Origin of the sequence: Mycobacterium noviomagense, from assembly GCF_010731635.1 — a bacterium.
Lineage (GTDB): Bacteria > Actinomycetota > Actinomycetes > Mycobacteriales > Mycobacteriaceae > Mycobacterium > Mycobacterium noviomagense.
Genome location: NZ_AP022583.1, coordinates 1,176,167 through 1,199,036 on the forward strand (window position 1 = coordinate 1,176,167; position 22,870 = coordinate 1,199,036).

Annotated in this window: 22 protein-coding genes; 14 read left to right on the forward strand and 8 right to left on the reverse strand. The window is 65.9% G+C overall.

The genetic code is table 11. The annotated features are described in order from the left end of the window. Nucleotides 1-18: 18 nt before the first annotated feature. Nucleotides 19-882 (forward strand): DUF429 domain-containing protein, encoded by an 864-nt coding sequence (locus G6N15_RS05485; RefSeq protein WP_083085307.1) that lies wholly within the window; start codon nt 19-21, stop codon nt 880-882. 89 nt (nt 883-971) lie between these two features. Here G6N15_RS05485 and G6N15_RS05490 read toward each other — a convergent pair whose 3' ends face one another. Beyond that, the gene (locus tag G6N15_RS05490; protein ID WP_083085308.1) at nt 972-1,601 is read right to left on the reverse strand and encodes a TetR/AcrR family transcriptional regulator; all 630 of its coding nucleotides are present in this window, start codon (nt 1,599-1,601) and stop codon (nt 972-974) included. Nucleotides 1,602-1,657: 56 nt separating this feature from the next. Here G6N15_RS05490 and G6N15_RS05495 point away from each other — a divergent pair, with 56 nt between their 5' ends. The 3 genes from G6N15_RS05495 to G6N15_RS05505 all read left to right on the forward strand — a co-directional run bounded on the left by G6N15_RS05495 (nt 1,658) and on the right by G6N15_RS05505 (nt 4,766). Further along, a complete protein-coding gene (locus G6N15_RS05495; RefSeq protein ID WP_163747946.1) occupies nt 1,658-2,617 on the forward strand; it encodes an alpha/beta hydrolase in 960 nt (319 codons plus the stop codon). A gap of 113 nt (nt 2,618-2,730) precedes the next feature. After that, entirely contained in the window at nt 2,731-3,942 is a 1,212-nt protein-coding gene (locus G6N15_RS05500) for an acyl-CoA dehydrogenase family protein (protein WP_083085309.1), read from the forward strand. A gap of 80 nt (nt 3,943-4,022) precedes the next feature. Next, nucleotides 4,023-4,766: a TetR/AcrR family transcriptional regulator gene (locus G6N15_RS05505; protein WP_083085310.1), complete on the forward strand. Its 744-nt coding sequence runs from the start codon at nt 4,023-4,025 to the stop codon at nt 4,764-4,766. Here G6N15_RS05505 and G6N15_RS05510 read toward each other — a convergent pair. Together G6N15_RS05510 and oxc are read right to left on the reverse strand one after the other, a co-directional pair. Beyond that, the gene (locus tag G6N15_RS05510) at nt 4,763-5,938 is read right to left on the reverse strand and encodes a thiolase family protein (RefSeq protein WP_083085311.1); all 1,176 of its coding nucleotides are present in this window, start codon (nt 5,936-5,938) and stop codon (nt 4,763-4,765) included. The genes G6N15_RS05505 and G6N15_RS05510 overlap by 4 nt on opposite strands. 74 nt (nt 5,939-6,012) lie before the next feature. After that, nucleotides 6,013-7,719: an oxalyl-CoA decarboxylase gene (gene oxc / locus G6N15_RS05515; RefSeq protein ID WP_083085317.1), complete on the reverse strand. Its 1,707-nt coding sequence runs from the start codon at nt 7,717-7,719 to the stop codon at nt 6,013-6,015. Nucleotides 7,720-7,761: 42 nt separating this feature from the next. On the opposite strand from oxc, the gene G6N15_RS05520 reads away from it, so the two are divergent. Both G6N15_RS05520 and ggt read left to right on the forward strand, forming a co-directional pair. Further along, nucleotides 7,762-9,273, forward strand: a complete 1,512-nt coding sequence (locus G6N15_RS05520; RefSeq protein WP_083085318.1) for a FadD7 family fatty acid--CoA ligase — start codon at nt 7,762-7,764, stop codon at nt 9,271-9,273. Beyond that, the gene (gene ggt, locus G6N15_RS05525) at nt 9,270-10,853 is read left to right on the forward strand and encodes a gamma-glutamyltransferase (RefSeq protein WP_083085320.1); all 1,584 of its coding nucleotides are present in this window, start codon (nt 9,270-9,272) and stop codon (nt 10,851-10,853) included. The genes G6N15_RS05520 and ggt overlap by 4 nt, the downstream gene beginning before the upstream one ends. 219 nt (nt 10,854-11,072) lie before the next feature. Here ggt and purD read toward each other — a convergent pair whose 3' ends face one another. Beyond that, nucleotides 11,073-12,341 (reverse strand): phosphoribosylamine--glycine ligase, encoded by a 1,269-nt coding sequence (gene purD, locus G6N15_RS05530; RefSeq protein WP_083085323.1) that lies wholly within the window; start codon nt 12,339-12,341, stop codon nt 11,073-11,075. Between the two features lie 67 nt (nt 12,342-12,408). On the opposite strand from purD, the gene G6N15_RS05535 reads away from it, so the two are divergent. After that, a complete protein-coding gene (locus G6N15_RS05535; RefSeq protein WP_083085325.1) occupies nt 12,409-13,695 on the forward strand; it encodes a cytochrome P450 in 1,287 nt (428 codons plus the stop codon). 20 nt (nt 13,696-13,715) lie between these two features. After that, a complete protein-coding gene (locus G6N15_RS05540; RefSeq protein WP_083085327.1) occupies nt 13,716-14,309 on the forward strand; it encodes a TetR/AcrR family transcriptional regulator in 594 nt (197 codons plus the stop codon). 4 nt (nt 14,310-14,313) lie between these two features. Here G6N15_RS05540 and G6N15_RS05545 read toward each other — a convergent pair whose 3' ends face one another. The 4 genes from G6N15_RS05545 to G6N15_RS05560 all read right to left on the reverse strand — a co-directional run bounded on the left by G6N15_RS05545 (nt 14,314) and on the right by G6N15_RS05560 (nt 17,903). After that, nucleotides 14,314-14,751 carry a carboxymuconolactone decarboxylase family protein gene (locus tag G6N15_RS05545; RefSeq protein WP_083085328.1) on the reverse strand — a complete coding sequence of 146 codons (438 nt, stop codon included), beginning with the start codon at nt 14,749-14,751 and terminating at the stop codon, nt 14,314-14,316. An 11-nt stretch (nt 14,752-14,762) separates the two neighbouring features. Beyond that, on the reverse strand, nt 14,763-15,614 hold the full coding sequence (locus G6N15_RS05550; RefSeq protein ID WP_083085330.1) for an NAD(P)-dependent oxidoreductase: 852 nt from the start codon (nt 15,612-15,614) through the stop codon (nt 14,763-14,765). Next, on the reverse strand, nt 15,611-16,360 hold the full coding sequence (locus tag G6N15_RS05555) for an SDR family oxidoreductase (protein WP_083085333.1): 750 nt from the start codon (nt 16,358-16,360) through the stop codon (nt 15,611-15,613). Before G6N15_RS05555 ends, G6N15_RS05550 begins: the two co-directional genes overlap by 4 nt. A gap of 76 nt (nt 16,361-16,436) precedes the next feature. Then, nucleotides 16,437-17,903, reverse strand: coding sequence for an aldehyde dehydrogenase (locus G6N15_RS05560; protein ID WP_083085336.1), 1,467 nt, complete (start codon nt 17,901-17,903; stop codon nt 16,437-16,439). A gap of 168 nt (nt 17,904-18,071) precedes the next feature. On the opposite strand from G6N15_RS05560, the gene G6N15_RS05565 reads away from it, so the two are divergent. The 6 genes from G6N15_RS05565 to G6N15_RS05590 are packed head-to-tail and all read left to right on the forward strand — an operon-like array spanning nt 18,072 to nt 22,852. Further along, nucleotides 18,072-18,698, forward strand: coding sequence for a TetR/AcrR family transcriptional regulator (locus G6N15_RS05565; protein ID WP_083085338.1), 627 nt, complete (start codon nt 18,072-18,074; stop codon nt 18,696-18,698). Then, entirely contained in the window at nt 18,695-19,909 is a 1,215-nt protein-coding gene (locus G6N15_RS05570; RefSeq protein WP_083085341.1) for a cytochrome P450, read from the forward strand. Before G6N15_RS05565 ends, G6N15_RS05570 begins: the two co-directional genes overlap by 4 nt. Next, on the forward strand, nt 19,910-20,728 hold the full coding sequence (locus G6N15_RS05575) for an SDR family oxidoreductase (RefSeq protein ID WP_083085344.1): 819 nt from the start codon (nt 19,910-19,912) through the stop codon (nt 20,726-20,728). It begins immediately after the preceding gene. A gap of 11 nt (nt 20,729-20,739) precedes the next feature. Beyond that, on the forward strand, nt 20,740-22,095 hold the full coding sequence (locus G6N15_RS05580) for a cytochrome P450 (RefSeq protein WP_275998702.1): 1,356 nt from the start codon (nt 20,740-20,742) through the stop codon (nt 22,093-22,095). Nucleotides 22,096-22,097: 2 nt separating this feature from the next. Beyond that, on the forward strand, nt 22,098-22,304 hold the full coding sequence (locus G6N15_RS05585) for a ferredoxin (protein ID WP_083085350.1): 207 nt from the start codon (nt 22,098-22,100) through the stop codon (nt 22,302-22,304). Nucleotides 22,305-22,306: 2 nt separating this feature from the next. Next, nucleotides 22,307-22,852, forward strand: coding sequence for a nuclear transport factor 2-like protein (locus G6N15_RS05590; protein WP_083085352.1), 546 nt, complete (start codon nt 22,307-22,309; stop codon nt 22,850-22,852). Nucleotides 22,853-22,870: the final 18 nt, after the last annotated feature.

A 22,870-nucleotide genomic window follows, 5' to 3' on the forward strand; every position in this document is an offset into this window, starting at 1 on the left:
GTGCGGCAAGCTGGGCGAATGTACTTCGTTGGCGTGGATCTTGCTTGGGGCGAAATCAACCAAAGCGGTGTTGCGGTAGTCGACGCCGACGGTCGATTGGTGCATGTCGGTACGGCGCACGACGACGCGAGCATCCTGAACGCACTGTCTCCATACGTCCGCGACGACTGCCTGGTCGCGCTCGACGCACCGCTGATTGTGAAGAACCCGACTGGGTATCGGCCCTGCGAAACGGCGCTTAACCGCGATTTCGCCAAGTTCGAAGCCGGCGCACGCCCGGCATATACGGGCAGACCTGAGTTTGCGGACATCCCGCGAGGGGCCAGACTGGCCGGCGCGCTCGGACTCGACATGGACCCGCATTCCCAGGCGCGCAGGCGAGCCATCGAAGTCTACCCACATCCTGCCGCCGTGGTGCTGTTCGGCCTGGATCGCACGCTGAAGTACAAGCGCGGCCCGCTAGGGACGCGCCAGCGTGAGCTGCTGCGGTTGATGACGCTGATCGAGCGACTGGACGAGGCAACACCGCGACTGCGGGTGAACCACAACGTGGCCTGGGTCGAGCTGCGCAACAGGGTGACCGCGGCGACCCGACCGGTCCAGCTGGACGGCGCCGAGGACCCCGTCGACGCCGTGCTGTGCGCCTACATAGCGCTGTACTGGTATCACCGTCGCGACGACATGGCGATCTATGGCGACTTCGCGACCGGCTACATCGTCACTCCGTCGCTTCCAACTGATTTGGCCGCGCCGCAGGTCGACCAGCGCGACCCCGACGAAGTGGAGCAGCGGCTCGCCCGCCTCACGGCACTTTTGCGCGACGCCCAGCTCGAGCTCGACGCGCTTCGGCAGCGGATCCTTTCGCGGCCAGAAGGGAACTAATCCGGCGCGGATTGTTACCCGGCCGCGAATGCTTGAATCAGCCGGTCAATGAACGCGCCGGTATTAGGCGCGCTTGCACGTGGGCGGCGCTAAATCGCAATCGGCGGCTGCTCAACCGGCGCCAGCGCGTCGATGATCTCGATCAGCGTGGAGCGTGCGACATTTCGCGGGTCCTGGCGGTCGTCCACCAGTGCGCAGATGACCGCGCCGTCCACCGCGCAGATCAGGGTGGAAACCAGTTCCATGCGCACCAAGCGACCCGATCGCTCGATGGCTTCGGCGATGGCGTCAGCACGCTGGCGCACGATCCGGCGCTGAATATCACGCAATGCGGGAAGACGCGCGCACGCGATGTAGCGCTCGTAGCGAGAGATCAACTGATCTCGCAGACCGGGACCCGGTTTCTCGCTCACCAACAGTTCGACCAGCGCATCGGCGGTGGTTTCCGGGCCGCGGCGGCGACGGGACAGGGCGGCGACCCCAGCTCGCAGCTGCGCGATCTCCAACATCCCGATGTGTTCGACCGCGCTGGCGATCAGATCGTCCAGAGACGAGAAATAGTAGGTGGTCGAAGCCAACGGCAGAGCGGCCCGGCGCGCGACTGCCCGGTGCCGCACCGCCTCGAACCCGCCCTCGCACAGCAGCTCGGCGGCCGCGCTGACCAGCGCGTACCGTCGGCGTTCTCCCTTCGGAGTAACAGCTGCGGTCACTCCCGTCATGCTGCCAGCCAGCCAGGTACCGCATTGGCCTTTCGGACAAACGCCGTGGCGCGGGCATGCCGTCGGCGACGCAGAGCGATGCGGTGGGAAGTAGCGGCGGCGCCTATGATGCCCGCATGCCCGACTTGACCCGTCGTAGCGTGCTGCGCCTCGGAGCCGGCGCGGTCGCCGGAGCGGTGGGCGCTTACGCGCTCGGCGGGCAGCTGCATCCGCGGCGTTCGCTGGCCGCGCCGGTGTCGATGGCGGCCACCGGCATTCCGCTGGCGCCGGTCCCACCACTGGAACCGGCTCCGGCGCCGGCTGCGGCTCCGACGATGGCCACCGGCTCCTTTGTGTCAGCAGCGCGCGGCGGCATACCAACCAATTGGGCGATCGCCCGTCCGCCAGGCCAGACCAAACCACTGCGGCCGGTCATTGCGCTGCACGGCAAGGGCTCGGATGCGGCCACGGTGATGGCCGGCGGCGTCGAGCCGGGCCTCGCCCAGGCGGTCAAAGCCGGTCTGCCGCCGTTTGCGGTGGTCGCCGTCGACGGCGGCGGAAGCTATTGGCACAAAAGGGCTTCCGGCGAGGATTCGGGCGCCATGGTGCTGAACGAGCTCATTCCCATGCTCAACACGCAGGGCTTGGACACCTCGCGTGTGGCGTTTCTGGGCTGGTCGATGGGCGGTTATGGCGCGCTGTTGCTGGGCAGCCGGCTCGGGCCGGCGCGCACCGCGGCCATCTGTGCGGTGAGCCCGGCGCTGTGGCTGTCGCCGGGTGCCACGGCACCGGGCGCGTTCGACGGGGCTGACGACTGGTCGGCCAATTCGGTGTTCGGCCAGCCGGCCTTGGCGTCGATCCCCGTCCGAGTGGATTGCGGCAACAGCGACCCCTTCTACACCGCGACCCGGCAATTCGTCGCGCAGCTACCCAACCCGCCGGCAGGCGGCTTCTCGCCCGGTGGACACGACGCCGGATTCTGGAGCTCTCAGCTGCCCGGCGAGCTCAGCTGGATCGCGCCGCTGCTGGTCGCCTAGGAACCCGCGTGTCGCGCGGCACGTCGTGTGGTGTACAACTGTTCACTAAGAACGTGGACGGCCGTTCGGTGCTCCCGACGGGCCGACAGCACCAGCACAGGTAAGGAACAACTATGTCGTTTTCGCTCGACCTCTCCGACGACGTGATTCACGTCCGCGATTGGGTTCACGAGTTCGCCGCCGACGTGGTGCGGCCGGCAGCCGCCGAATGGGACGAACGCGAAGAGACCCCGTGGCCGATCATCCAGGAAGCGGCCAAGGTCGGCCTGTACTCCATTGACCTGTTCGCCACCCAGGCGGCCGAACCGACCGGGCTGGGCATGCTGACGGTGTTCGAGGAGATGTTCTGGGGTGACGCCGGAATCGCGTTGTCGATTCTGGGCACCGGGCTGGCCGCGGCGTCACTGGCCGCGACCGGAACCCAAGAGCAGCTCGCCGAGTGGCTGCCGCAGATGTTCGGCACGGTCGACGAGCCGAAGCTGGCGTCGTTTTGTTCGTCGGAACCGGACGCCGGCTCCGACGTCGGTGCGATCGCGACCCGGGCGCGCTATGACGAGGCGAGCGACGAGTGGGTTCTCAACGGCACGAAGACCTGGGCCACCAACGGTGGTATCGCCAACGTGCACATCGTGGTGGCCTCGGTGTATCCCGAGTTGGGTACGCGCGGGCAGGCTACCTTCATCATCCCGCCGGATACGCCCGGTTTTCGGCAGGGACAGAAGTTCTCCAAGCATGGCATCCGCGCGTCGCACACTGCCGAGGTGATTTTGGAGGAAGTGCGGATCCCGGGCCGGTTGATCGTCGGCGGCAAGGACAAGTTCGACGAACGCATTGCGCGCGCGCGAGAGGGGAAGAGCGCCGGTCGCCATGCGGCCCTGATGACGTTCGAGCGGACCCGGCCGGCAGTGGGTGCGATGGCGTTGGGAGTGGCGCGTGCGGCCTACGAATACGCCTTGGACTACGCGCAACAGCGCGAGCAGTTCGGCCGGAAGATCGGCGATTTCCAGGCCATCGCGTTCAAGCTGGCGGACATGAAGGCCAGGATCGACGCGTCGCGGCTGCTGGTGTGGCGGGCCGGGTGGATGGCCCGCAACAACAAGCGCTTCGTCGCGGCCGAGGGTTCGATGGCCAAACTCGTCGCCAGCGAGACCGCGGTGTACGTCACCGACGAAGCGGTGCAAATACTCGGCGGCAACGGCTACACCCGCGAATACCCGGTGGAGCGCATGCGCCGAGACGCCAAGATCTTCACGATCTTCGAGGGCACCAGCGAAATCCAACGGTTGGTCATGAGCAGGGCGATCACCGGGTTGCCGCTGCGCTGAGCCGCGCGGGGCAGCCGTTATCAGAAGGCTTACCATAGCTGATACGATAAGCGGCTGACGCCCGTCCAGGGAGGCCCCAATTGGCTAAGCAGGCAGTCGCCGAGAAACGCCAACGGCGCGAACGCGGTTCCATCACCGTCGACGAAATCCTCAACGGCGCTTTCGAAGTCGCCGAGCAGGTGTCGATCGACAATCTGAGCATGCCGCTGCTGGCCAAGCACCTTGACGTCGGGGTGACCAGCATCTACTGGTACTTCCGCAAAAAAGACGATCTGCTGAACGCGATGACCGACCGCGCGCTCGGCCAGTACGACTTCGCCACCCCGTTCGTAGAAGGCCGGGACTGGCGCGAATCGTTGCACGACCACGCCCACAAGATGCGTCAGACGTTCCGGAACAATCCGATCCTCTGCGATCTCATCCTGATTCGGGGAACCTTCGGAAAAGAAGCCACCCAGGCGGCTTTCCAGAAGTTGGAGAAGGCGGTCGCCACCCTGGTCGAGGCTGGGCTGTCGCCGGAGGACGCTTTCGACACCTACGCCTCGATCTCCGTGCACACCCGGGGTTCGGTGGTACTCGAACGCCTGCAAGCAAAGTCGGCCGGCGACACGCCACAGCACGACAGCACGGCGCGCGTCATCGACCCAACAACTATGCCGCTCATCGCCGAACTGACCCGAAAGGGTCACCGCATCGGCGTGCCCGACGATATCAACTTCGAATACGGCCTCAACTGCATTCTCGACCACGCCAGCCGTCTCATCGAGCAGAACTCGAAAGCTCCTGGCAGAAAGGCGAATTCGAAGCGCCGGGCGTCCAGCTAGACCTCGACGACGACCGCCCCGCCTTGGCCGCCGCCCGCACACATCGCGGCCACACCAACCCCGCCGCCGCGGCGGCCCAGCTCGTGTACCAGCGTGGTGAGCATGCGTGCCCCGGTCGCGGCAATGGGATGGCCCAAACTGCAGCCGCTGCCATAGACGTTGACCCGGTCCTCGTCGATCCCGTACTCACGGCAGGCGGCGATGGGAACCGAGGCGAACGCCTCGTTGATCTCCCACAGCGTGACATCGTTGGGGGACAAGCCGGCTCGATCCAGCACCTTGCCGATCACCCGCACCGCTCCTAGCCCGGTGTCTCGCGGTTCGACGCCGACCGCCGCCCAGGTCTTGACGCTGCCCAATACGGTGAGCCCGGCCTGGCGCGCGAAGTCTTCGTCGGCCAGGGTCAGGGCTGCAGCGGCGTCGTTCGTGCCGCTGCTGTTGCCCGCGGTGATCGAAAACCCGTCGATTTCCGGGTGTAACACCTTGAGCGAGGCCAACTTTTCCGTGCTGGTGTCGCGGCGGGGATGTTCGTCGACGCTGAACTCAGTCAGCGCACCGTCGCGGCCTTGGATCTTCAGCGGGACGATCTCATCGAGGAATGCGCCGTTGTCGATCGCCACGATCGCGCGCTGGTGCGACCGCAACGCCCACGCATCCATCTCTTCGCGCGTGATCCCGACCGCTTTGGCGGTGTTCCAGCCCACGGTGATGGACATGTCGCGGGTGGGCGCGTCGGGGGTTTCCGGATGCGAGGGCGGCATCCAGCGCTCCTCGAACTCCAGGTTCGGTCCCGGGATGCGCCAGTTCATCAGCGGCCCCATCGACAACGACTGCACTCCCCCGGCCACCACGACGCGCTCTACGCCGCAGCCGATCTGGGCTGCGGCGTCGGCGACCGCGGTCAGGCTGCCCGCGCAATGCCTGTTCACCGCCTGCCCGGGCACCGACACCAGATCCGAGGCCGCAGCTGCGTACCGCGCCAAGTCGCCACCGCCGTAATGGGACTCGGCGAAGATCACGTCGTCGATGTCGGTGGGCTCCACCCGGGATCGCCGGACTGCTTCCTGCAGCACGGTGGTCGCGAGCACTTCCGCAGGCGTGTTGACCAGTGAGCCTTTGAACGACGTCCCGATTGCGGTCCGCACTGCGCTCACGATGACGGGCTTGGGCATGTCCTCACCTTCGCTCGAGACGGCTTAGAAACAGCAATGGTAACAACTACCGTAGCGGCGACGATAAGTGGGTATCAGCCGGGCGGTGTGACTGCGCTTTTGGGGTTCAGGCTGGTCAAATGCCCGCTTTCGGTGCCCGCAGCGGGGTCGAGTTCGCAGTCCACGATCGCCGGACCATTGGAAGCCAGCGCCTCGGTCAGCGCCGACTGCAGCTCGGCCGAGGTGGTGACGTGATATCCCTTGCCGCCGAAGGCTTCAGCGATCAGTTCATGACGGGCGTGGGCGCTGAGGACGGTGGGTGCGGGGTCGGTGCCGCTTGTCGGAGCCTCGTCGCCGCGGTAGACGCCGCCGTTGTTGAGGACGACGACCGTGATCGGCAGTCGGTAGCGGCAGATGGTCTCGAATTCCATGGCGCTGAACCCAAATGCGCTATCCCCCTCGATGGCGACCACGCGCTCCCCTGTTTCGACGGCTGCTGCGATGGCGTACCCCATGCCGACGCCCATCACCCCCCACGTTCCGCTGTCGAGCCGGTGCCGCGGCGCGGGCATGTCGATGACGTTGCGGGCAACGTCCAATGCGTTGGCGCCTTCGTTGACCAGATAGACCTGCGGATGCTGCACCAGCACATCGCGGATGGCGCGCAGCGCGTTGTGGAATTGCATCGGGTGGGGATCTTCGGCCAGGCGCTTGCGCATGGCGGCGTCGTTGTGGGCCCTGCGCTCGGTGAGTTCTCCCGTCCACGTCGTGGGCGCGATGATCGGAAGTTCCCGCACGCGGCCGAGCAGCGCCGCCATGACCGAGCCGATGTCACCGGCCAGCGGCGCCGCGATCGGCCGGTTGCTGTCGAACTCGGACGCCTCGATATCGACCTGGATGAACTTTGCGTCGGTCGACCATCGCGGCGGCTCGCCGTGGCCCAGCAGCCAATTCAACCGGGCACCGACCAGCATGACCACATCCGCGCGGGCCAGCGCCACTGAGCGCGCGGCCGCGACGGACTGCGGATGAGTATCCGGCAGTATCCCCTTGGCCATCGACATCGGCAAGAAAGGAATCTCGGTAGTCTCGACGAATTGTCGAATGACGTTGTCGCACCGGGCATATGCCGCTCCTTTGCCGAGCACGATCAAGGGCCGTTGCGCCTGGGCGAGCAGCCGCACAGCGCGATCGACCGCCTCGGGCGCCGGAAGTTGCCGCGGAGCGGGATCGACGACCCGCCACAGGGTATCGGCGGCGGTGGCGGTGTCGATCGCCTCGGCCAGCACGGCGCCCGGGATGTCAAGGTAGACGCCGCCCGGGCGGCCCGAGACGGCGGTGCGGATGGCGCGGGCAACGCCCAGCCCAATGTCTTGCACGCGCCCGATCCGGTATGCCGCTTTGGCGAACGGCCTGGCCGCGTTCAGCTGGTCGAGTTCCTCGTAGTCCCCGCGTTGCAGATCCACCAACTCCCGCTCGCTCGATCCCGAGATCTGGATCATCGGGAAGCAGTTCGTGGTGGCGTTCGCCAGCGCGACGAGGCCGTTGAGGAATCCGGGCGCAGAGACTGTCAAGCAGACGCCGGGCCGTCCGGTGAGAAACCCTGCGGCGGCTGCGGCATTGCCGGCGGAGGTTTCGTGTCGGAAGCCGATGAAGCGGATTCCGGATGCCTGCGCGAGGCGGGCCAGGTCGGTGATCGGGATGCCGACGAGCCCGTAGATAGTCTCGACGCCGTTGAGCTTGAGGGCGTCGACAAGCAGGTGAAAGCCGTCGGTGAGGTCGGGTGCCGATCCGGTGGTCATGGCTCCACTGTTGCATTCGCGCAAACGACTAGCGTGTGATCGATGACTTCCACCGCCGAAACACCCCGCATCATTGATCTGCTGCAGGCGGCGGCAAGTCGCCACCCGCAGGCGCGCGCGCTCGTCGTCACCGCCGAGCGCATCCCGATCACCTATCGCGAGCTGCTGGGGCTGGTCGACGACGCGGCCGGACAGCTGGCAGGCGGTGGATTGCGGCCGGGCGATCGGGTGACGCTGCGCGCGCAAAGCAGCGCCGAATTCGTCGTCGGGCTACTGGGGGCTTCCCGTGCTGGGCTGGTGGCGGTGCCGCTGGACCCGGCGCTTCCTGTCGAAGATCAGCGCGCCAGGATCACGGCGGCGGGAGCGCGGGTTGCGCTGGTCGAAGCCGGTGACACCGGGGGCTCGCCGTTCCCGTGTTGGCCCATCTCCGTGAGCGATACCGGGGTGCGCCTCGACAGCACCGCAGCGGCTTCCGCGGACGCCGCCTCGCCGGAGGGATTGCGGCCCGATGACGCCATGATCATGTTCACCGGCGGCACCACCGGTTTGCCGAAGATGGTCCCCTGGACGCACGACAACATCGCCAGCTCGGTGCGCGGCGTGGTCGGCACGTACGGGCTCGGGCCGCAGGATGCGACGGTCGCGGTGATGCCGCTGTTTCACGGACACGGGCTGATTGCCGCGCTGCTCTCGACTTTGGCGTCTGGTGGCACGGTGCTGATTCCCGCTGCCGGGCGGTTTTCCGCGCACACCTTCTGGGACGACGTCCACGCTGCTGGAGCCACCTGGTTCACCGCGGTGCCGACCATTCACCAAATCTTGTTGGAGCGCACTGGGACTGACAGTCCGCGTGACGGTGTGCACCTGCGGTTTGTGCGCAGCTGCAGTGCAGCGCTCAGCGCCGAGATCGCACAGGCGTTGCGCACGGAGTTCGCCGCACCGGTGTTCAGTGCCTACGGCATGACCGAGGCCACACACCAGGTGTCGAGCACCCGCGAAGATCAGCCTGTGACGACGGGCCTGGTCGGCCAGTCCAGCGGCGCGGAGATCCGCATCGTCGGCGACGACGGCCGGACCTGCCCGCCCGAGGGCGTCGGGGAGGTCTGGCTGCGCGGCCCCACCGTGGTGCGCGGCTACCTCGCCAATCCCGAAGCAACTGCCGCGACCTTCACCGACGGCTGGCTGCACACCGGCGACCTGGGATCGCTATCGGAGGCGGGAGAGCTGACGCTTCGCGGCCGGATCAAGGAGCTGATCAACCGGGCCGGCGAGAAGATCTCGCCCGAACGTGTGGAGGCGGTGCTGTCCAGTCACCCGGATGTTGTCGAGTCGGCGGTGTTCGGCGTCGCCGATCCGCTCTACGGGGAGACGGTCGCCGCGGTGGTGGTGCCGCGTTCCTCGAGCTCCGTGAACGTCGAAGAACTTACCGAATCCTGCCGGGAGCGGCTGGCTCCCTTCGAAATCCCCGCGCGCTTTCACGTTGCGGAGGAGCTGCCGCACACGGCGAAAGGCTCTGTGGACCGTCGCGCAGTGGCCGAACGGTTCGGGCAGTGACTGCACCGTTTGCGTGGGAGTTTCCGTACGGTTGGCCGCGGAAGCCGGTGCTGGCCGGCAATGTGGTGTGCACGTCGCAACCGCTTGCCGCTCAAGCGGGGCTGCGGATGCTGGCTGAGGGTGGCAGCGCGGTCGATGCGGCGGTCACCGCCGCGATCACCCTCACGGTGGTGGAACCGGTGTCCAACGGCATCGGCTCGGACGCCTTTGCCATCGTCTGGGATGGCCACCGCCTGCATGGGCTCAACGCGTCGGGCCGGTCCCCTTCGGAGTGGACGCCGGAGTACTTCGGCGACAAGGGTGTTCCGCCCTTTGGCTGGAACTCGGTCACCGTTCCGGGCGCCGTGTCGGGTTGGGTGGAACTGCACTCCAAGTTCGGTCGGCTACCGTTTGCGCGGCTTTTTGAGCCTGCAATAACCTACGCCCGCAATGGTTTTCAGGCTTCGCCGACGGTCGCGGCACAGTGGGCAGATCAGGTGCCGCTGTTCAAGGACCAACCCGGGTTTGCCGATGCGTTCATGCCCGGCGGTCGGGCGCCGAGAGCCGGCGAACTCGTCGTTCTTCCCGACCACGCGGCCACGCTCGAGAAGATCGCTGCCACCAACGGGGCCGCGTTTTATCGCGGAGAACTGGCGGCGCAAATGGAGGCGCATGCGGCGGCCAATGGCGCTGTCATGCGGGCCAGCGACCTCGCCGCTCATCGCGCCGACTGGGTCGACACAATCAGCAGTGTCTACCGCGGCTACACCATCCACGAGATCCCGCCCAACGGCCAGGGAATCGTCGCGCTGATCGCGCTGGGCATCCTCGAGTACTTCGAGGTCGATTCTGCGCCTGCGGATTCCGCCGACAGTGTGCATCTGCAGATTGAGGCGCTGAAGCTGGCTTTCGCCGACGCGCACGCCTACATCGCCGACATCGACCACATGCCACTGCCTGCGGAGCAGCTGCTGGACAAGGAATACCTGAAGCAGCGGGCGGCGCTTATCGATCCCAAACAGGCCAAGCCGGCATCGGCCGGGAGTCCGCATGGCGGCACCGTATATCTCGCTGCGGCCGACGCGTCCGGCATGATGGTGTCGATGATTCAGTCGAACTACATGGGTTTCGGCTCGGGTGTCGTGGTGCCGGGCACCGGAATCGCGTTGCAAAATCGCGGCGCGAATTTCGTTGCGACACCCGGCCATCCGAATCGAGTGGGACCGAACAAGCGGCCGTATCACACGATCATCCCGGCTTTTGTCACCAAGGAGGGCGCGCCGGTGATGAGCTTCGGCGTGATGGGTGGCCCGATGCAGCCGCAGGGCCATGTGCAGGTGGTAGTCCGCATCGTCGACCACGGCCAGAATCCGCAGGCGGCTTGTGACGCACCGCGATTCCGCTGGGTGCAGGGCATGCAGGTCTGCTGCGAGCATGGTTTTTCGGAGTCAACGCTCGACGAGCTGCGCCGCCGCGGCCATGAGCTCGTCACGGTGGACGACTACAACCAGTTCGGCAGCTGCCAGGCCATCTGGCGGCTAGATGACGGCTACCTCGCGGTGAGCGACCCACGCCGCGACGGCCAAGCCGCGGGTTTCTGACGCTCGCAGACACGCAGCGGCCCCGCTTGCCACATATGTCCTTGGCCGGCAAGGACATACAGTTGCCCACCTCACAGCGATTAGCCTGGCTAATCGCTCGTAGGCGGGCGAACTGTGCACCACCTTTCCTGCGGAGACCCATGTGGCGGATGTGAATCGGCCGTCGGCTCCATGGGCCAGATCACATGCAGACAGATCTCCAGCCGAGGCGATCCGCGACTAAACGTGAATCTTGCCCTCTGCGGCGGCCAAGGCGATGTCGCGGCGGAAGTGTCCGCCCGGCAACTTGATTGACTCGAGTGTGTGATAGGCCGCCTCGCGAGCGGCTGACAGGTCAGGCCCGGTGCCCACCACGGAGAGCACCCGGCCGCCCGATGACACGATCGCACCGTCGTCGCGGCGGGCCGTGCCAGCGTGTAACACCCCGTCGGCGTCCGCCCCGACGACCACGTCGCCAAGCCGTGGCCGGCCCGGGTAGTTTTCCGCTGCCAGCACCACCGTCACCGCCGCACCGTCGCGCCACCGCAGATCGCCGACGCCGGCCAGCTTGCCAGTGGCCGCCGCGTAAAGGAGTTGTCCCAGCGGCGTTTCCAGCAGCGCCAGCACCGACTGGGTTTCGGGATCACCGAAGCGGCAGTTGAATTCGACCACCGCCGGTCCTTTGGCGGTGATCGCCAGGCCGGTGTAGAGCAGTCCGCTAAACGGGCTGCCGCGTCGGACCAGTTCGGCGGCAACCGGTTCGACGATCTTGCTGACCATCTCGCGGAAAACGTCGGGGGGCAACCAGGGCAGTGGCGCGTAGGCGCCCATGCCACCGGTGTTGGGTCCGGTGTCGCCGTCGCCCACCCGCTTGAAGTCCTGCGCGGCCATCATGGGAACCACGGTGGGGCCGTCGACCACGCTGAACAAAGAAACCTCGGGGCCATCGAGGTAGGACTCCAACAGCACGGGGTGACCGGCCTCCAGCAGTCCAGCCGCATGGGCGCGCGCGACATCGCGGTCGGGTGTCACGACCACGCCCTTGCCCGCCGCCAGCCGGTCGTCTTTCACCACCCAGGCCGGATCGCCTGCGGCCACTCCGAAGCGGCCCAGGGCCGCATCCAAGCGTGCCGGGTTGTCGACGATCTCGCTGGCAGCGGTACGCACCCCGGCCGCGGCCATCACCTCCTTGGCGAATGCCTTCGAGCCTTCGATCTGGGCGGCTTCTTTGGAGGGCCCGAAGCACGCGATGCCGGCCTCGCGCACCGCGTCGGCCACGCCGAGCACCAGCGGAATCTCCGGGCCGATGACCACCAGATCGGCCCGCACCCGCCGCGCCAGGTCGGCGACGTCGTCGCCGGAGGTGATGTCGACCTGGTGCTGGTCGGCGATCAATGCGGTGCCGGCGTTGCCGGGAGCAATGGCGAGCGCCTCGACCTGCGGATCTTTTTGCAGGGCCAGCAGCAGGGCATGTTCACGGGCACCGGAACCGATCACCAGGACGCGCACGACGTCACCCTATCGGCCTCACGCCCGCACCGGGCCGCCAACGGCCATACACTTGACAGCTAGGTGTATGGTCAAGGCAAGGTGTGACCCACGTCGCCCTGGGAGGAGTGTCGTGACAACAGCAAGCAAGGTCTGTCCGTTCGGAGCCGGCTTCGACTTCACGGATCCCGACCTTCTGAAGCGCGGGATGCCCGTCGCCGAGTTCGCGCAGCTGCGCAAGACCGCGCCCGTGTGGTGGAACGAGCAGCCTCCCGGCGCAACCGTCTTCGACGACGGCGGCTACTGGGTGATCACCCGCCACCGCGACATCAAAGAGATCTCGCGCGACAACGAGCTGTGGTCAACCAACGACAAGGGCGTCGTCATGCGGTTCCCCGAGGGAATGACCGCTGAGCAACTCGAACTGACCAAGGCGTTGTTGATCAATCACGATCCACCCGAGCACACCCGGCTGCGCAAGCTGGTCTCCCGGCTCTTCACGCCGCGGTCAGTGGCCGGATTGGAGGAAAAGCTGGCCCACGCCGCCCATGAGATCGTGCGGGCCGCGGCCGAGAAGGAAACCGGCAATTTCGTTGACGACATCGCGATGAAGCTCCCGTTGCTGGCGATCGCCGACCTCATTGGGGTTCCCGAGGCCGACCGCGAAAAGCTGTTCCACTGGACCAATTCCGTGATGAACACCGACGACCCCGACTTCGACAGCGACCCTACGACTGCCAATGCCGAGCTGATGGGCTACGCATACACCATGGCCGAGGAGCGTCGCCGCTGTCCGGCTGACGACATCGTCACCAGGCTGGTGCAGGCCGACGTTGACGGTGAATCGCTGGGTGACACCGAGTTCGCGTTCTTCGTCATCTTGCTGGCCGTCGCCGGGAACGAGACCACTCGCAATGCCATGACGCACGGCGTCAACGCATTTTCCGACTACCCCGACCAGTGGGAGCTTTACAAGCGGGAACGACCCGACACTGCCGTCGACGAGATCGTGCGTTGGGCAACGCCGGTGCATTGTTTCCAACGCACCGCCCGCAAGGACGTCGAGGTCGGGGACGTCACGATCCGCAAGGGCCAGCGAGCCGGGTTGTTCTACAGCTCAGCCAACTTCGATGAAGAGGTTTTCGACCGCCCCTTCGAGTTCAACGTGCTGCGCGATCCCAACCCGCACTTGGGTTTCGGCGGAAACGGCGCCCACTTTTGCATCGGCGCCAACCTGGCGCGCATGGAGATCAAGCTGATCTTCAACGAGATCGCCGACCAGTTGCCGAACATCACCAAGCTTGCCGAGCCGACGCGGCTTCGGTCCGGGTGGATCAACGGCATCAAGGACCTGCAGGTCGCCTACCACGGGTAGCCGCACCATAGGATTCCGGCGTGCGTACCCACGGGTGGGCCGGCGCAGCGCCGGCCACTGACGACGAGGCCGTTTCCCGGATCCTGGCCGCCGCCAGTAACGCGATCGACAGCCGCGGCGCCGACTTCAGCATCGCCGACGTGGCGCGTGCGCTAGGAGTCACCCGGCAGACGGTCTACCGGTACTTCCCCAGCACCGATGCCCTACTACAGGCGGCGGCAACCCATGCGGCGACGGGCTTTCTCGACCGGTTGGCTGCCCACTTGTCAGGCATCACCGATCCTGTGGAAGCGGTCACCGAAGCCATCGCCACCACCCTGGAGTGGTTGCCCTCCGACAAGCACATCAGCCTGCTGCTGGCGCCTGACCGCGCTAACGCATACACCCCGGACGTCACGTCTGACGTCGCCCTGAAATTCGCCGACTCGATGTTGCGCCGGTTCGACGTCGACTGGGCTGCAGCGGGTTTGACCGACGATGACCTGGCCGATCTGGCCGAGCACTTGCTGCGCATCGTCCAGTCGTTCGTGATCGATCCGGGCCGGCCGCCCCGCCGCGGAAAGACCCTGCGCAACTACCTGCGTCGTTGGGTCGGCGCAGCGGTGACCCCGTAGCGCACTATTCCGCCGGTTTACCCTTGTGCATCTTCAACGCCGCATCCACGTTGGCTTTCTTGTCCTCTCCGCTGCCCTTCGCCGCGGCCTTCTTACGCTTAGCCACGACGGTATCGACCGCCCCGTTGAGCATCGAGCCCAGCGGGAAGCCGAGATAGTGGGTGATGAAGACGGCCATCTCTTTGAGTTCGGTCTCGGTGAGTTCGCCGTTGAGCAGCGCGGCGTTGATTTGGATCTCGGCCAGGTCGCGGTTCCCGAGTGCAGTCACCGCCGTCAGCGTCATGATGCGCTTGTCGCGCATCGACAGTCCCGGTCGAGTCCAGATGGTGCCGAACAGGTGGTCGACGGTCAGGTCGAAGTACGCGTCGCCCTCGACGTTGCGCATCTCCCAGCCGTATACCTCGTTCATTTTCTCGAGGCCTTTGCGGCGCAGTTCGTCCATCGCGTCTCCACTCAATCCGACGTATGCGGTACGCCAAGCCCGTCCGCCAGCCGCTGCAACGCCACGTTGGCCAGTGGTAGCTCCACCGACAGCGCCTCACCCAGCCCCAGCGCCAGGCTCAGGTCCTTCTCACCCAGCCCGCGGGTGTGCAGGAATGGTTGATACAAGAAGTGTTCGGGCTCAAGGGGTTTCATGTCGTCTCGCACCATGATCGCCCCGGGTCCGCCGGTGAGAGCATCGGTGTGACGCACTACCCGGCCAAGCGCTTGCAGGTCCAGCCCGGCGGCCTCGGCCAGTTTCATGGCTTCGCACGCAGCGGCATAAGAGGTGAACGTCAACATGTTGCGCGCCAACTTCATCCGCGTGCCGGCGCCGGGGCCGCCTGCGTGGATGACCAGCGATGCCCACTGTTTGAACGCGGGCTTGATCCGTTCATAGACTTCCCGCTCGGCACCCACCATGGTGGCCAATTCGCCCTTTTCGGCGGCACCGCCTCCGCCACTGACCGGCGCGTCGACGACGTGGATGCCTTGCGGTTTGAGCTGGTCGGCCAGTTCGACTGCCGTGGTGTCGCTGATCGTGGAGTGGATCGCGATCACGGTGCCCGGCTTTGCGTTGGCGGCCAGTTGGGCGACCACGTCACGCACTTGGGCGTCGTCGAGCACAGTGACGCTGATGATGTCGGCGGCGGCTACGTCGGCGACGCTGTCGGCCAACAGGGCGCCGGCTTCGGCCAGCGGCGTCATAGCCTCGGTGCGCACGTCGAAAACCGTCAGGCCGCCGGGCCAGTCGACCAGCCGCTTGGCCATCGGCGCACCCATGTTGCCCAGCCCGATGTAGCCCAGCTTCGGATGGTGGCTCATGGCCGGATGATCTGTCCGCCGTCGACATTGAAGATCTGGCCGGTGATCCAGGACGCCTGGTCGGACAGCAGGAAAAGACACATCCCCACCAGATCGTCCGGTGTTCCCATGCGCGACAACGGAATCTGCTTGACCATATCCTTGACAATCTCACCGGGCGTGACGGTCTTGGTGGCCTCGGTGTCGATCGGCCCCGGTGCGATCGCGTTGATGCGGATGTTCATACCACCGAGCTCGCGCGACAACTGCTGGGTCAGCCCGTTGATGCCGACCTTGGCCAAGCCGTAGAAATTCGAGTACAGCCATGCCGCCGTCGAGGATTGGTTGACGATCGCACCGCCGCCGCGTTTGGCCATCTTCTTGTAAACCGCGCGGGTGCAGACCAGCGCGCCGTCGAGGTTGACGCTCATGAACTTCTTGTAGTAATCCCACGGCACGGTCAGCAGCAGGTCGAGTTTCATGCCGCCGTAGATGGCGGCGTTGTTGACCAGATAATCGATGCCGCCGAACTCCGCGACCGTGGCATCGGCCATGGCCTTGGCCGAATCCGGGTCCGAGACGTCGACCGGCACATGGATCGCCTTGCCGCCGTCGGCGACGATCTGCTTGGCCGCCGCCTGGGCGGCGTCGGCGTTGATGTCGGCGACCACCACGGCGGCGCCTTCGCGGGCCAGCGCTTGGGCGTATGCCTGGCCGATGCCCTGCGCGGCGCCGGTGACGATGGCCACCTTGTTGTCGAATCGCATTGTGTTCCTTTCCGGCCGAGCGGCCACTTATCGCACGCTTTTCGCGAAAAGCCGTGTCATAACTGGCCGCTCGCGACTAAATCGCTGTGGCAACGACTTTGGTCTCGAGGTACTCCTCGAACCCGGCCAGCCCCATCTCGCGGCCGATGCCGGATTGCTTGTAACCGCCGAATGGCGCATCGGCGGAGTACCACACGCCGCCGTTGACGTTGACGGTGCCGACCCGCAGCCGCGCCGCGACGTTGGCCGCGCGTTCCGCATCGCCACTGTAGACGGTCCCGGACAAGCCGTATGGCGAATCGTTGGCGATGCGCACCGCGTCGTCGTCGCCGTCATGGGCGATCACCGTGAGCACCGGGCCGAAAATCTCCTCGCGGGCAGGCCGGGCGTCGTTGGTGAGCCCGACGATCACCGTCGGCTCGATGAAAAATCCGCTCGCCTTGTCCGCCGGCCGGCCGCCGCCGCAGGCGAACGAACCACCTTCTGCCACAGCCAGATCCAGGTATCCCTGCACCCGATCACGCTGCCGCGCCGAGATCAGCGGCCCGCACACCGTGCCGGGATCGTTCGGGTCGCCGGGTTTGATCGAACCCATCGTGGCGGCCGCAATTTCCACCGCCTCGTCGTAGCGGGCCCGCGGCACCACCAGCCGGGTGGTGATCGCGCAACCCTGACCGGCGTGCATGGAGGCCGCGAACGCCGACACCGAACAGGCGCCCGCCATATCGGCGTCGTCGAGCACCACGAACGCCGACTTGCCGCCCAGTTCCAAAAACACTTTCTTGATGTTGGCGGCGGCGTCGGCCATCACGCTGCGGCCGGTGGCGGTCGATCCGGTGAACGAAATCATGTCCACCCGAGGGTCTTTGGCCAGCAACGCCCCCAAGCTGTGATCGCTGGAGGTGACGATATTGACCACGCCGGGCGGAAAATCGGTGTGCTCGACAATGATCTCGGCGAGCACGCCCGCGCACCACGGTGTGTCGGGTGCCGGTTTGAGGACGACGGTGTTGCCCGCCGCCAACGCCGGCCCTAGCTTGGCCAGGTTGATCTGGTGCGGGAAGTTCCACGGGGTGATTGCCCCGACCACGCCGACGGCTTCGCGTGCGATGGTGCGCCGGGTCGGGATGCCCAGCGGCGCAGCCTCACCGAGATCCTGGTTCCACTGGTATGCCTCGGCGGTGTCCGCGGAGAAAGCCAGGTCGTTGATGGGACCCTCGAGCTGAGCGCTGGCGGTGAGCATCCGCGGCGCGCCGACCTCGGCGATGGTGATCTCGCGGAGCTCCTCCACATGCGAGCGCAGTGCGTCGCGCAGCTGGCGCACACATCGCACCCGCAGCTCGGTGTTACGTGACCAGTTGGTTTCGTCGAAGGCCCGCCGCGCCGCGTCGATGGCGCGGCTCATGTCCTCGGCGCTGGCGTCGGCGGCGCCGCCGAGCACTTCCTCGGTCGCCGGATTGATGGTCGGGAACGTTCCGGCGCTGCCGGCCGAGAGTTTGCCGTCGATGAGTACGGCACTTACCCCATCTGCCAACAACGCCATCGCACGCTCCCGCCTCGCCACAATAATGGACAGCTGTCCGGAATGATCCACTCGAACGATAGCCGCCGCGCGGGCGCCGGTGCAAGGTCCGGAGACAAATACGCCTGTTATCGAGGGTTTATCCGATGCCACTTGCTTAGCCGCGCACCTATCGGATAGCTTGGACAGGTGTCCAGCGATGCAGTGGTCGCGATCACTTCCCAGCCGGATGGCCAGCCCGGGGAAGCGCCGCGCAACCGTCGCCAGGAGGAGACCTACCGCAAGGTGCTGGCCGCTGGTATCGAAACGCTGCGGGAGAAGTCCTACGCGGACCTGACAGTGCGTGCAGTGGCCGCTCGGGCCAAAGTGGCCCCGGCGACCGCGTACACGTATTTCTCGTCGAAGAACCATCTGATCGCCGAGGTGTATCTGGACTTGGTGCGGCAGGTGCCCTACTTCACCGACGTGAACGAGCCGATGCCGGTCCGGGTCGACAAGGCGTTGCGGCACTTGGCGCTGGTGGTCGCCGACGAACCGGAAGTCGCCGCCGCCTGCACGACGGCGCTGCTGGGAGGCGGCGCTGACCCGGCCGTGCGTAAGGTGCGCGACCGGATCGGCGCGGAGATTCATCGCCGGATCACCTCGGCCATCGGACCCGACGCCGACCCGCGGACCGTGGCCGCACTCGAGATGACGTTCTTCGGGGCGCTCGTTCAGGCCGGCAGCGGCGCCTTCACATACCACCAGATTGCGGACCGGCTCGCCTACGTGGTCGGCATGATCCTGCCCGGGCAATCCAATGGAGAAGATCGATGACCGTACAGGTGGGCGACCGCCCGGACGAACTGTTGCTCGACCCCTACGACTACCACTTCCACGAGGACCCGTACCCGTACTACCGGCGGCTGCGCGACGAGGCTCCGCTGTACCGCAACGACGAGCTGAAGTTCTGGGCGCTGTCGCGTCATCACGACGTGCTGCAGGGCTTCCGCAACAGCACCGCGCTGTCGAACGCGTACGGCGTATCCCTGGATCCCGTTTCCCGCACCGCCGATGCGCACAAGGTGATGTCGTTCCTGGCCATGGACGACCCCGGCCACCTTCGGCTGCGCACCCTTGTGTCGAAGGGCTTCACGCCGCGGCGGATCCGCGAACTCGAGCCACGGGTACGCGAGCTTGCCAAGACCCATCTCGACGGTGCCCTGCAATCCGACAGTTTCGATTTCATCGCCGAATTCGCCGGCAAGCTGCCAATGGACGTGATCTCGGAGCTGATGGGCGTGCCCGAGCCCGACCGGCCCCGCATCCGTGCGTTGGCCGACGGAGTGCTGCACCGCGAGGAGGGCCTGGCTGACGTTCCGCAAAGCGCGATGCAGGCGTCGATCGATTTGATGGCCTACTACACCGAGCTGATCGCCGAATTCAAGAAAATCCCCGCTGACAACCTGACTTCGGCGCTGCTGGAGGCCGAGATCGACGGCGACCGGCTCACCGACGAGGAGATCCTGGGGTTCCTGTTCCTGATGGTGATTGCCGGCAACGAGACGACCACCAAGCTGCTCGGCAACGCCGTCTACTGGGCAGCACGCAACCCCGACCAGTTGGCGCAGGTGTTCGCCGACCACACCAAAATTCCGCTGTGGGTGGAAGAGACTCTGCGCTACGACACCTCTAGCCAGATCCTGGCCCGCACTGTGGCGCACGACCTTACGATGTACGGCACCACGGTCCCCGAAGGAGACGTGCTGTTGTTGTTGCCGGGTTCGGCCAACCGCGACGACCGGGTTTTCCCTGACCCCGACGACTACCGCATCGGCCGCGAAATCGGTTCGAAGCTGGTCAGTTTCGGCAGCGGCGCGCATTTCTGCCTGGGAGCGCATTTGGCGCGGATGGAGGGCCGGGTGGCGCTGGAAGAACTGCTGAACCGCATCCGCGGCTATGTGGTCGACGAACACAACGCGGTGCGAGTGCATTCCAGCAACGTGCGCGGGTTCGCCTACTTGCCGATCAGCGTGGAGGTTGCGTAAATGCCGCGCTTCGAACCGCATCCTGACCGACGCCCCGCCATCGTGGCCGGTGCTTCGTCGGGCATTGGGGCAGCCACCGCGGTGGAACTTGCCGCTCGCGGCTTTCCGGTCGCGCTGGGAGCCCGTCGGGTCGAGAAATGCGAGGAGATTGCCGGCCAGATCCGAGCCGAGGGTGGTGAGGCCGTCGCGCTCCACCTCGACGTCACCGATCCGGAGTCGGTCACGGGCTTCGTGCACCGCGCCACGGAACAACTCGGCGACATCGAGCTACTCGTCGCCGGCGCCGGAGACACCTATTTCGGCCGCTTGCACGAAATCAGCACCGACGTCTTCGAATCCCAAGTGCAAATCCACCTGATCGGCGCCAACCGGTTGGCCACCGCGGTGCTGCCCGGCATGCTGGAGCGCCAACGCGGCGACCTCATCTTCGTGGGCTCCGACGTCGCGCTGCGCCAGCGGCCGCACATGGGCGCCTACGGCGCGGCAAAAGCCGCGCTGGTGGCCATGGTCACCAACCTGCAAATGGAACTCGAAGGAACCGGTGTGCGCGCCTCGATCGTGCATCCAGGCCCGACGAAAACCGGCATGGGCTGGAGCCTGCCGCCCGAATCGATCGGCCCGATGCTCGAAGACTGGGCCAAGTGGGGACAAGCCCGCCACAACTATTTCCTGCGTCCATCAGACCTGGCCCGGGCGATCGCGTTCGTCGCCGAAACACCGCGCGGCGGCTTCATCACGTCGATGGAAATACAACCCGAGGCGCCGCTGTCGAACGCGCCGGCCGAACGCAAGCAACTGAAGTACCCGGAGGAGTCGTGACAAGTCAAGAACTGAAAGAAGTTCCGCGGGTCTCTGGCGGACACGAGGAGCATGGGCACCTCGAGGAGTTCCGCACCGATCCCATCGGGCTGATGAGACGCGTCCGCGAGGAGTGTGGCGACGTCGGTTGGTTTCAGTTGGCCGGCAAGCAGGTTGTGTTGTTGTCGGGCGCCGAAGCCAACGAGTTCTTCTTCCGCGCCAGCGACGACGATCTCGACCAGGCCGAGGCGTATCCGTTCATGACGCCGATCTTCGGCAAGGGCGTGGTGTTCGACGCCAGCCCTGATCGGCGAAAAGAGATGCTGCACAACGCGGCACTGCGCGGCGAGCAGATGAAAGGTCACGCCACCACCATCGAGCGGGAGGTCCGCCGGATGATCGCCGGCTGGGGCGACACCGGTGAGATCGACCTGCTGGACTTCTTCGCCGAGCTGACCATCTACACCTCGACGGCGTGCCTGATCGGCAGGAAGTTCCGCGAAGAGCTCGATCACCGCTTCGCGCGCCTTTACCACGAGCTCGAGCGGGGCACCGACCCGTTGTGCTACGTCGACCCCTATCTGCCGATCGAGAGCTTCCGGCGGCGCGACGAGGCGCGAAAAGCCTTGGTGGCGCTGGTGCAAGAGATCATGGACAACCGGATCGCCAACCCACCGGCGGACAAGAGCGACCGCGACATGCTCGACGTGCTGGTCACGGTCAAAGACGACGACGGCAATCCGCGATTTAGCGCCGACGAGATCACTGGGATGTTCATCTCGATGATGTTCGCCGGGCATCACACCAGCTCGGGCACCGCCGCTTGGACGCTGATTGAGTTGATGCGCCACCCCGACGTCTACGCCGGGGTGATCAAAGAACTCGACGAGCTCTACGGCGACGGCCAGCCGGTGAACTTCCATGCGCTGCGTCAGATCCCGCGGCTGGAGAACGTGCTGAAAGAAACGCTGCGGCTGCACCCACCACTGATCATCCTGATGCGGGTGGCCAAAGGCGAATTCGAAGTCAAGGGCTATCCCATCCATGCGGGCGATCTGGTGGCAGCGTCGCCGGCGGTGTCCAACCGGATTCCCGAGGATTTCCCGGACCCCGACGACTTCGTGCCGGAGCGTTACGACGAGCCGCGTCAGGAAGACTTGATCAACCGGTGGACGTGGATTCCGTTCGGCGCCGGCCGGCATCGCTGCGTGGGAGCTGCGTTCGCCACCATGCAGATCAAGGCTATCTTCTCGGTGCTGTTGCGCGAGTATGAGTTTGAGATGACGCAACCACCGGACAGTTACCGCAACGACCACTCCAAGATGGTGGTGCAACTGGCCCAGCCCGCCAAAGTGCGCTACCGCCGCCGTTCCGCGGGAGGAGGTTGACCATGGGGTACACGGTGAAAGCCGACCTGGATCTGTGTCAGGGGCATGCGATGTGCGAACTGGAGGCGCCCGACTATTTCCGGGTGCCCAAACGCGGCCAGGTCGAAATCCTCGACGACGAGCCGCCCGAGGAAGCCCGCAAACAGATCGAGCAAGCCGTGTGGGCCTGTCCCACCCAGGCGCTGTCAATCCAAGAGAAAGAAGGCTAACCGTGGCCGCATTTCCGCGCGAGGAACTCGAGCAATGGGTGCAGTCCTGGCTGAGGGCCAACAAGGAGTGTGAGCGGTCGGGCGACTGGAAGCCGCTGGCCGACTTCTATGCCCCCGACGCCACCTACGGCTGGAACATCGGCCCCAAGGAGGACGTGATGTGCGTCGGGATCGACGAGATCCGGGACATCGCGCTCGGCCTCGAAATGGAGGGTCTGGAGAACTGGCAGTACCCATACCAGAAGGTCATCATCGACGACCGCCAAGGCGAGATCGTCGGGTTCTGGAAGCAGGTCGTCGTCGACAAGGACGGCGGTCGGCAGGAGATCTACGGAATCGGCGGCAGCTGGTTTCGGCTCAACGCCGACAAGCTCATCGAGTGGCAGCGCGACTTTTTCGACTTCGGCCACGTCCAGGCCCTCTACATGGATTTGATGAAGGCGGGCAAGCTGTCGACGGGCATGCAGAAGCGGATCGAGCGCAGCCTCGCCGGTGAGAAGCTGCCCGGCTACTACCCGCTGGGCAAAGCCCCGGTGCCTCTCTGGTAGCAGCCCCGCTGTTTACCG